This is a genomic window from Anaerolineales bacterium, assembly GCA_037382465.1.
In the GTDB taxonomy this organism is placed as follows: Bacteria; Chloroflexota; Anaerolineae; order Anaerolineales; family E44-bin32; genus WVZH01.
In genome coordinates this window covers 35,512-44,512 of the sequence record JARRPX010000012.1, presented here as the reverse complement: position 1 = coordinate 44,512, position 9,001 = coordinate 35,512, and the positions used below count along the sequence as shown (strand labels likewise).

The window sequence follows — 9,001 nt, the reverse complement described above, 5'->3', positions numbered from 1 at the left end:
AACGTGAATCTGAAGGTGGAGTTGATCACCCCGGTGGCGTTGGAGAAGGGCTCGAATTTCGCCATCCGTGAAGGGGGCCTCACGGTCGGCGCGGGTGTGATCACCGAGATATTGGAATAAACGAAAGGAAAACGCGGCCCATAACTTTTGGATCACGTTGTTGGTGACAGATGGCTAAGAAAGATGTTCGTCCGGTAATTACGATGGAATGTACGGAATGCCAGGAGCGGAATTATACGACGGAAAAAAACCGCCGAAACGATCCTGGCAGGATGGAGTTTAATAAATACTGTTCGCGATGCAGAAAGCACACGCTGCATCGTGAAACGAAGTGAATCGAAGGGCATTCTTGACGATGCCCGCTAAGGCCAGTAGCTCAATTTGGCAGAGCACCGGTCTCCAAAACCGGGGGTTGTGGGTTCGATTCCTACCTGGCCTGCCTGATTGGATCGCGACGCCGGTTGCAGTCGGCGTCGCTTGACTGACTAGATGAAGGAGTACTTGATTGGCAAAAACGAAAGCGGCGGCACGCAAGCGTCAATTGGGGATTGTGCGTTACCTTCGGGAAACGGTCGCTGAACTGCGCAAGGTTAATTGGCCAACACGCCAGGAAGCCACGCAGCTGACGATCATCGTTCTCGTTGTCGTTTTTCTAATGAGTCTTTTGCTGGGCGCACTGGATCTGCTCTTCTCCCGGCTGTTTGCATTTATCGTCGGACTCGGTTAGAAAACAATCCAATGGAATTTGCCGGCTGCAATCCCGGAAAAGCGAGATTGAACCTTGTTGTTTTTGCATAGTTGGAACGGATAGCATGGCTGAGAATGATAGTGATCGCCTTGAAGAAATGACTCCATCCGAGATGGAGGAACCCGTCTCTGGAGAAAGCGAGACGGAGAGTTCGGCTTCCGTTGAAGAAGTGGAGATGGAAGAAACAGCTGCGCAGCTGCAAGATGACGAAGTCGATACGCAAGATGCAGCGGAATCGGCCGCGTCGGATGATGTTCCTGTTTCGCTAGAGGCCGAAACAGAACCTGTGGCTGAGGCGGAAACTGAAGCCGACGCAGATTCGACTGTTGAACCGCAAGACGAGCCGGAAGAAGAAGCTGTTTCCGAATCGGAGGATGCGGAAACAGATCAGGAAGAAGAGAGCGATCGCTACTGGTTCGTGGTGCATTGCTATTCGGGGTACGAAAATAAGGTCCGCCATAATCTCGAACAGCGAATCGAAACGATGGGCATGAAGTCGAAAATATTCGACGTCGTCGTTCCGACGGAAGAAGAGATCGAGATCAAGGACGGTAAGCGCAGAACGGTCGAACGACGCGTATTTCCCGGATACATTCTCGTTCAGATGATCATGGACGAGGATTCCTGGTACGTCGTGCGCAATACGCCTGGTGTGACCGGTTTCGTCGGCATGGGAAACGAGCCTACGCCGCTGCGTCCTGAAGAAGTGAGTCAGATCGTGAAACGCATGGAAGCCGAGGCGCCGAGAATAAAGGTAACCTATAAGACAGGCCAGAAGGTTCGAATTATCGACGGCCCGTTTAATGATTTCATCGGCACGGTCTCCGAAATTGATATGGATCGAGCAAAGGTCCGCGTAATGGTGTCGTTCTTCGGAAGGGAGACACCCGTGGAGCTTGATTTCTTGCAAGTAGAAAAGGCTTGAGTTCAAGATACGTTATCGTGGAATAGTGGGAGGGTGCATTCGTCGCCCGTTATGACCACAAGAGGAGCTTTGAAGTGGCAAAGAGAGTGAAAGCAGTAGTAAGACTTCAAATCGAGGCCGGTAAGGCAAACCCTGCACCACCGATCGGTCCTGCATTGGCGCCCCATGGGATTAACCTGATGGGCTTTTGCAAGGAATACAACGCCAGGACATCCAGTAAGGCGGGTGAAATCATCCCCGCAGAAATTACCATTTACACCGATGGTTCGTTCAATTTCATCCTGAAAACGCCCCCAACCGCAGTCCTGTTGCGAAAAGCTGCCGGCGTGGAGAAAGGATCTGCGGAACCGAATCGGGACAAAGTGGGCAAAGTAACCAGCGATCAAATCCGCGAGATCGCAGAGATCAAGATGAAAGACCTGAACGCGATCGATATCGAAGGTGCCATGCGACAGATTGAAGGAACGGCACGGAACATGGGTATCGTCGTTGAGAAGTAAATCAGCACAACGTGGGAGGGCCGGCTGGTTCCGGTCCGTTCGGACCACAAGGAGATGACATGGCAAAACACGGAAAGAAATATCGAGCAGCAAGTGAGAAAGTGGATCGCAGCAAGCTCTATCCACCCCGAGAAGCGGTCGAACTGGCAAAGGAAACCGCGGTCACTCGCTTCGACAGCACGATAGAGGTTCATATCCGGCTTGGGGTTGATCCCCGGCATGCGGATCAACAAGTACGCGACACCGTGATGTTGCCCAACGGGCTTGGCAAGACGGTGCGTGTGTTGGTATTCGCAGAGGGAGATGCGGCTCGAAATGCACAGCAAGCCGGTGCGGACTTCATCGCCGACGATGAAACAATCGAGCGCATACAGGACGGTTGGATGGAATTCGATGCCACCGTCGCGACGCCGAATATGATGGGAAAAGTTGGCCGACTGGGCAAGATCTTGGGACCACGCGGCCTGATGCCAAACCCTAAGGCGGGCACCGTCGTCCAGGAAGATGATGTCGGACGGGTCATCGATGAACTGAAAGCAGGTCGCGTCGAGTTCCGACTCGATCGAACGGCGAATCTTCACGTCCCCATCGGAAAAGCATCTTTCGAGGCCGAGAAACTATACGAGAACTTTATGGCATTGATGGACGCGGTGAAACGGGTCCGTCCTGCTTCGGCAAAAGGCGCCTATATCCGCAAGATCACGGTCACAAGCACGATGGGGCCGGGAATTCGTGTCGAATCGAGTTCCTTGATCGCATGACAATTGAGGGTATAATCGTATCGAACTGATACTTTGCGGCCAACAACTGATCCAGGCTTCGCCCGAGAAAGCAGGTGTCTCGCTCTGAGACTTAATTTCCTGCCTAGGTGAGGACTAGCGATAGCGATTATCGCAACGCCATTATGGCGGTAAGAGTCTTTGCTGAGGCGAACTGCGCGAAGCAAAGATTTTTGATTTTGAAGGAGGTGATATCGCTTGGCAATCTCAAAGGAAAGAAAGCGCGATTTGGTATCGCAATACAAGTCTCTCGTCGAGTCAAATTCGACAATGATTCTCACGAATTACTCTGGGTTGAGTGTGAAACAGATAGAAACACTGCGATCACAAATCCGTGAAACAGGTGGGGAATTTCACATCATCAAGAACAAACTGGCAGAAATCGCCTTCAGGGAAATCGAATTGACTTTGCCGGAAGGCGCTCTCGATGGACCTACAGCGATTGGATTTGCTCCGGAGGATGCAGTAGACATCTCCAAGGCGATCGTTGAGTTGTCCAAGGAAACGGACATTCTTTCGGTAAAAGGGGCAGTCATAGATGGAGTGGTATTCAGTGGCCAGCAAGTACTTCGCCTGGCAGAATTGCCGCCTTTGCCTGTTGTTCAAGCTCAGTTGTTGAGCCTGATCCAAACCCCTGCATCGAATATCGCTCGGGCACTTGCGAGCTCGGTACGTCAAGTCGTGAATGTGATGAAGGCATATTCGGATTCGGAAGCACCTGCATAGGCTGGGCTCGTATGAAATATGGGTTACAAACGAAATTAATCTAAAAACGATAACGCGATACAAGCGTTCCAAGGAGAATAATTGAAATGGCAGATTTGAATAAATTGGCTAAGGATTTGAGCGCTCTCACGGTTCTCGAGGCGGCGGAATTGACGAAAATGCTCGAGGAAGAGTGGGGTGTTTCTGCTGCTGCACCGGTAACCGTCGCGGCTGCGGCGGCTCCTGCAGATGCGGCACAGGATGATGAGAAGACCGAGTTTGACGTCATCATCAAGGACGTTGGTCCCAAGAAGATCGATGTTATCAAGGCGATCCGTCAGATCACCACTCTGGGCCTCAAAGATGCGAAGATCATGGCCGAAACGGCTGATGCCAAAGTATTGGAACTAATTGGCAAAGAAGCAGCAAATGATGCGAAAAGTAAACTCGAAGCTGCCGGCGCAACTGTCGAACTTACATAACTTCGCGAACTGCGTTCGAAGAGCCGCCTAAAACCTGGGCGGCTCTAATATTTAATGGATGGGCTGTGGTATATTCGATGCGGGGAATTATGAGAAAGCGAATTCTATTAATTGAGGACGAGGATCGCATCCTTCAGTTTTTGGAACGAGGCCTGAAATTCGAAGGCTATTTGGTAGATAGCGCCAAAGATGGAACGGAAGGCCTTGCCCTGGCTCACGAAAATTCACCGGACCTGGTGATTATCGACTGGATGCTGCCTGAAATCGAACCGGGATTGGATGGTTTGGCGGTCTGTCGTAGATTGCGGGATGCGGGAGATTTACCCATTATCATGCTGACTGCACGAGACTCAGTCGAAGACCGGGTAATGGGGTTGGACGCCGGTGCAGATGATTATTTGGTCAAGCCGTTTGCATTGAATGAACTGCTGGCGAGGGTACGGGCGCTGTTACGCCGTGCAAAAACTACCGTTCCTGAAGTGCTGAAATTCGAAGGTCTTCGTCTGGATACGGGTACTCATCAAGCGTTCCGGGCAGGTAAGCCGATCGAATTGACTGCGAAGGAATACGAGTTGCTGGAACTCTTCCTGCGTAATCCAAGGCAGGTGCTTACACGTGACGTTATTTATGACCGGGTTTGGGGCTACGATTTTGGGGGCGAAAGTAACATCATCGAGGTATACGTACGCTACTTACGTCAGAAGATGGAAGAAGGGGGATTGCCTCGGTTGTTATATACGGTTCGTGGCGTAGGATATGTCCTGAGAGAACCTGCGTGACTCTCCGATTACGGTTGACACTTTGGTATACACTGGTGCTCGTTTTCGTCCTGCTGGCCTTTGGTGGGGTGGTCTACATCGCACTCACCTATAGTCTCACCGCGCAAATCGATCATACACTCAGTCGAGTGGCCAACGAGGTAATCAGCGCGTATCGAAGTCCGGATTCCTTACCCATTACACTTCGAGCTTTGAACATCACTTCGAACGTATTCGTTCAAGTCTGGGACGATGAGGGGCAGCTCGTGTGGCAGACCACAAATTCGCCGAGCGTCGGAGCTGCCTTCGATCCGGATTCATTGCTCTTGGATGAAAATGTGTATGCCACGCGAGAGGTGGCAGGTACACATCTACGTGTACTAACAGTGCCGGTAATACTGCAGGCGGATGGCAGTATCGTTGCCCGGCTGCAGCTCGCCAGCTCGCTGGAGACCATCGATCTCATACGGGGGATGCTGCTGAATGTTCTGATCGCTGCTGGATTGATTGCAGCGATAATGGCGGCTGTCATCGGTTATCTCGCTGCCAGTGTGGCGCTGCGGCCTATCGATCAGGTGACAGAAACGGCGTTGAAAATCTCTCGTGCGGATGATCTCTCCCGTAGGATTCCGGTATCGGCACCGCCTACGAGTGAAGATGGTCGTCTCATCATGGCGATCAACGAGACGCTCGAACGGCTGGAAGATTTGTTTCATACGCAGCGCCGATTTCTGGCGGATGTGTCTCACGAATTAAGAACGCCCCTGACCGCAATCAGAGGCAACGTCGATCTCATCCGTCACACCGGCGAGGCGGATATTGAATCGCTGAATGCGATAACCGATGAGGTGGACCGCATGACGCGATTGGTTGGAGATTTGCTTTTACTGGCAAAAGCGGAGTCAGGCAAGATTTCGTTGGCAGAGGACATCGTCGAGCTCGATACTTTAATGCTCGAAGTCTACCGGCAAGCGAAGATTCTTGCCCGCGAGCAGGTGGAAATCCGTATCGGTCAAGAGGATCAGGCGAGAGTGAGGGGTGACCGGGATCGTTTAAAACAGGTCCTGCTCAATCTTGTGTCGAATGCAGTAGATCACACTCCAAATGGAGGAAAAGTAACCTTGAGCCTGCGCTGTGCTGAGGATTGGGCTTGTTTAAGCATCGAGGACACGGGAGCGGGGATTGCGGAGGATGAATTGCCGCATATTTTTGAAAGATTTTATCGGGTGGATCGTTCGCGTCAACGCAAGGCCAGCGGCGGCGTAGGATTGGGACTATCCATCGCCAACTGGATCGTGATCAACCATGGGGGTCGTATCGAGGTGGAGTCTGAACCAGGGGTTGGTTCGAAATTTTCCGTTTGGCTGCCGAGAATCGAAGAAGATTGTGGTGGCAATTCCTGAAAAACCGTCCGAGGAGAAGTTCACTCCGCCTGGGATGCCGCAGCTTGTTCGCAGAGACGCGATCCGCCAGCATCGAGCCATTTCCGGAGCGTAGGAGGAAGGGAAACATCGGTGGTTCCGAGTTCGTTATAGATTCGTACACCCCAGTACACGTACCGCTGAGTTTCTTCCGGCCAGAGTGATGGATTTGTCTGAATCATCTGATGGCCACCGTTGTAACCCGCTAACGCCAGATCCAACTCCCCATTCGCAAGTTCCAGTGATCGAGCCAGATAGGTGAGACCGCGCGCGGCGTTGGTAGATGGGTCGTACGGATTTTCGTCGTAGCCGAAATGAAACGGCATAACCTGGAACAATCCACTTGCACCGGCCCGAGATTGAGCCTGCGAATAACCACAAGATTCGATTTGCATTACCAGGGCAATGAGATTGGGATCCATTTTATAATCGTGAGCCCATTGGATAATTTCATTCGACCAGAAAAGGACCTGGGGAGTAAAGTGATCGGAAAGGGGAATTGATACCACTCCAGCGGAAGATGGTGGAAATGTTGTGTCGGGCGTAGTGCCATCGGAATTCACGCTGAAGGCGCCAACAGTCTGCAGCGCCGCGCGCAGTCGGGGCTCGATTAAAGTGAACGACCATACTGTCAGGATGGCCAGGAAGATCGCCAAAGCGATCGGTATCGAGGAAATGGGCAGGGAGTACACGGTCGTCCGTCTCCGGGCAGATCTCCGAGAGGGGGACGGACGACCGTTTCCCGCGAGCGCAGGTTGCAGATGCGATCTGCGCATCGATTATCTGCGCCGCGCCGGACGTGCAGCCATTGGGCGCTGCGCCATGTTGGGGACACTGCGTTGGGGAACGGGAGTGGGTTTTGGGGCCGGGCGAACGGGCCGATTCGGGATGCTGTTTTGCGTTTCTCGTCGTGGTGGAGCGGCAAATTGCGGAGCGCATAGGGACTGAGTCTCTTTGGGTGCTTTGCGCGTTAATGCGAAAGTGAAGATGTTCCCGCCTGTGACGGTGAAGTTGCCGATGATGAGTATGCGGATCAGCCAGACGAGAATGGCGACGAAGATGGGAACGACGGTGAGCAGTGCATCGCGGCCGATCACTTCGTTTCCGAGACCTTGGTGTCCGATAAGCGCCAGCGACACGGCCCACCAGGATAGTATGGCGTTCATCGAGCCTGCAATCAGCCAGGCTCCCAATAGATACCAGGTTGAGGTCGATTCGCGTTCCGCATCCTCCTGGGTGAAGAGACGGGCAATTCCGGCGAAATCCATACCGCAGAACGCCAGTGCGAGGATGGTCGACCAGCGCAGCCCGGCAAAGCGAAGGGGACCCAGTAAATCCGAAAGGGCGAACTCGGTGGTGCTGTAATTGAAAACCTCGAATGCGACAAGTGCGCCGAAGATCATGATCCCGAAGGATTGTTTGCGGCTCAGATGTAAGTATGGTGAGATTTTTTGGACGAATGCGCCGAATGCGCTGTCTGCGTCCTCAACGTGGGTGTATTTTGCATAGGTTGACATGGAACACCTCCATATAGAACAAGTGTGCTGGTATGCAGCAGTATAGAACAAACGTTCTTCATTGTCAAGTCGTTTTTTATGGGCACGTGAATGAGGAAATGCTGGCCTGCCCCGCATACGTTCCGAAATTCCGGTTCGTATCGGTCGATATTTATGCGATTGGTATGGATTTATGCGGAAGCGGCGAGAGAATCATTTCGTTTTGTGTAGAGCTTGACCAGCCAGGCACCGAGAAGTAAGACAGGCAAGACAATCAATCCGGCTTCAGGACCGAACATGCCGCCCGAAAGCAATTCCGGGCCGCCGGACTGCTGCTGGATCAGACTGAACGGGCTCGTGCCGCTTACTGGAAATCCGAAGACCGTGCCTTCAAAAAAATTCCATCCCAGATGAATGCCAATGGGCAGCCAGAGGGATTTCGTGCGCAGGTATGCGTAAGCGAGGAAAAATCCGGCTGCCAGTAATCCGACAACGGCCATCCAACTGACGTTGGGATTCCCCAGGTGTAACAAGCTGAAGATGAGTGAGGAAAGGAATACGGCCAGTGGAAGATTGGTTCCCTGGGCCAGGTTTTGAAGTTGATAACCTCTGCTCAAGAGTTCCTCTTGAAAGGCAGCTCCGACAAACACCAAAAACGATGCCGTCACCCTGAGGAGAACTTGGCCGAGATTCTCGTTTTCCCAGGCCCAGGAAATAAACTGCGACCAACCCAGAATCGTCGTCGTGAGATAGAGGATGAGAAAGAGGAAGGCGGACAGGAGGAAACCGGCGACGAGATCGGACCACGTCGAGCGATCGATGCCTAATCCCAGGCTGCGAAACGACCGATGATCGAGATATCGACGGGCGATCCAGGTGGCAATCGTGATCGCTATCACCTCGAGGGCACTTACTGCCACTTCGTTGACTCCCAGGCCCTGGGCGAGGTTCAGGCTCGGCAGGGAGACGTCGATGGCTATCACCAGGCTGCTCCACACGATGCCGATGACGATCGAGGTCACCAGCACGAGCAAGGCATGCAGGATGAGCCGCCAGCCGGCTCTCAAACGAGGTTCGTCTTCGGAGATGAAAATGGACTGCAGGATTGAACGCTTTTCAGGCATAGGAACGCTTTCCCGGCAGTATGAAATCTGCGCCATCGAGACAGGATTGGATGATCGTCGGCG

Annotated in this window: 13 protein-coding genes and 1 tRNA gene; 11 read left to right on the top strand and 3 right to left on the bottom strand. The window is 52.7% G+C overall.

Annotated features, from left to right (window positions below; all coding sequences use genetic code 11):
* The 11 genes from P8Z34_05090 to P8Z34_05040 form a co-directional block, all read left to right on the top strand.
* Window positions 1-120: hypothetical protein (locus tag P8Z34_05090; GenBank protein MEJ2550038.1), on the top strand; the 120-nt coding region annotated here is incomplete at its 5' end.
* A 50-nt stretch (window positions 121-170) separates the two neighbouring features.
* Window positions 171-335 carry a 50S ribosomal protein L33 gene (gene rpmG / locus P8Z34_05085; GenBank protein MEJ2550037.1) on the top strand — a complete coding sequence of 55 codons (165 nt, stop codon included), beginning with the start codon at window positions 171-173 and terminating at the stop codon, window positions 333-335.
* 30 nt (window positions 336-365) lie between these two features.
* Window positions 366-439 (top strand) — tRNA-Trp (locus P8Z34_05080).
* Between the two features lie 66 nt (window positions 440-505).
* Complete coding sequence (secE, locus tag P8Z34_05075; protein ID MEJ2550036.1) at window positions 506-727, top strand: preprotein translocase subunit SecE; 222 nt, start codon at window positions 506-508, stop codon at window positions 725-727.
* A gap of 85 nt (window positions 728-812) precedes the next feature.
* Window positions 813-1,673 carry a transcription termination/antitermination protein NusG gene (gene nusG / locus P8Z34_05070; GenBank protein MEJ2550035.1) on the top strand — a complete coding sequence of 287 codons (861 nt, stop codon included), beginning with the start codon at window positions 813-815 and terminating at the stop codon, window positions 1,671-1,673.
* A 74-nt stretch (window positions 1,674-1,747) separates the two neighbouring features.
* A complete protein-coding gene (gene rplK / locus P8Z34_05065; protein MEJ2550034.1) occupies window positions 1,748-2,173 on the top strand; it encodes a 50S ribosomal protein L11 in 426 nt (141 codons plus the stop codon).
* Between the two features lie 59 nt (window positions 2,174-2,232).
* Entirely contained in the window at window positions 2,233-2,934 is a 702-nt protein-coding gene (gene rplA / locus P8Z34_05060) for a 50S ribosomal protein L1 (protein MEJ2550033.1), read from the top strand.
* A gap of 216 nt (window positions 2,935-3,150) precedes the next feature.
* On the top strand, window positions 3,151-3,678 hold the full coding sequence (gene rplJ, locus P8Z34_05055; protein ID MEJ2550032.1) for a 50S ribosomal protein L10: 528 nt from the start codon (window positions 3,151-3,153) through the stop codon (window positions 3,676-3,678).
* An 86-nt stretch (window positions 3,679-3,764) separates the two neighbouring features.
* Window positions 3,765-4,139, top strand: a complete 375-nt coding sequence (gene rplL, locus P8Z34_05050) for a 50S ribosomal protein L7/L12 (protein ID MEJ2550031.1) — start codon at window positions 3,765-3,767, stop codon at window positions 4,137-4,139.
* 89 nt (window positions 4,140-4,228) lie between these two features.
* Window positions 4,229-4,918: a response regulator transcription factor gene (locus P8Z34_05045; GenBank protein ID MEJ2550030.1), complete on the top strand. Its 690-nt coding sequence runs from the start codon at window positions 4,229-4,231 to the stop codon at window positions 4,916-4,918.
* Window positions 4,915-6,300: an ATP-binding protein gene (locus P8Z34_05040; GenBank protein ID MEJ2550029.1), complete on the top strand. Its 1,386-nt coding sequence runs from the start codon at window positions 4,915-4,917 to the stop codon at window positions 6,298-6,300. The genes P8Z34_05045 and P8Z34_05040 overlap by 4 nt, the downstream gene beginning before the upstream one ends.
* Before the next feature lie 20 nt (window positions 6,301-6,320).
* On the opposite strand, the gene P8Z34_05035 is transcribed toward P8Z34_05040, so the two are convergent.
* The 3 genes from P8Z34_05035 to P8Z34_05025 form a co-directional block, all read right to left on the bottom strand.
* A complete protein-coding gene (locus P8Z34_05035; protein MEJ2550028.1) occupies window positions 6,321-7,010 on the bottom strand; it encodes a transglycosylase SLT domain-containing protein in 690 nt (229 codons plus the stop codon).
* A gap of 87 nt (window positions 7,011-7,097) precedes the next feature.
* Window positions 7,098-7,835, bottom strand: coding sequence for a hypothetical protein (locus tag P8Z34_05030; GenBank protein MEJ2550027.1), 738 nt, complete (start codon window positions 7,833-7,835; stop codon window positions 7,098-7,100).
* 170 nt (window positions 7,836-8,005) lie between these two features.
* Complete coding sequence (locus P8Z34_05025) at window positions 8,006-8,938, bottom strand: type II CAAX endopeptidase family protein (protein MEJ2550026.1); 933 nt, start codon at window positions 8,936-8,938, stop codon at window positions 8,006-8,008.
* Window positions 8,939-9,001 lie beyond the last annotated feature (63 nt).

Excerpts from the sequence above, each read along its gene's own strand:
- rpmG (MEJ2550037.1), top strand. The coding sequence starts at position 171 with ATGGCTAAGAAAGATGTTCGTCCGGTAATTACGATGGAATGTACGGAA.
- nusG (MEJ2550035.1), top strand. The coding sequence starts at position 813 with ATGGCTGAGAATGATAGTGATCGCCTTGAAGAAATGACTCCATCCGAG.
- rplA (MEJ2550033.1), top strand. The coding sequence starts at position 2,233 with ATGGCAAAACACGGAAAGAAATATCGAGCAGCAAGTGAGAAAGTGGAT.
- rplL (MEJ2550031.1), top strand. The coding sequence starts at position 3,765 with ATGGCAGATTTGAATAAATTGGCTAAGGATTTGAGCGCTCTCACGGTT.
- P8Z34_05045 (MEJ2550030.1), top strand. The coding sequence starts at position 4,229 with ATGAGAAAGCGAATTCTATTAATTGAGGACGAGGATCGCATCCTTCAG.
- P8Z34_05030 (MEJ2550027.1), bottom strand. The coding sequence starts at position 7,835 with ATGTCAACCTATGCAAAATACACCCACGTTGAGGACGCAGACAGCGCA.
- P8Z34_05025 (MEJ2550026.1), bottom strand. The coding sequence starts at position 8,938 with ATGCCTGAAAAGCGTTCAATCCTGCAGTCCATTTTCATCTCCGAAGAC.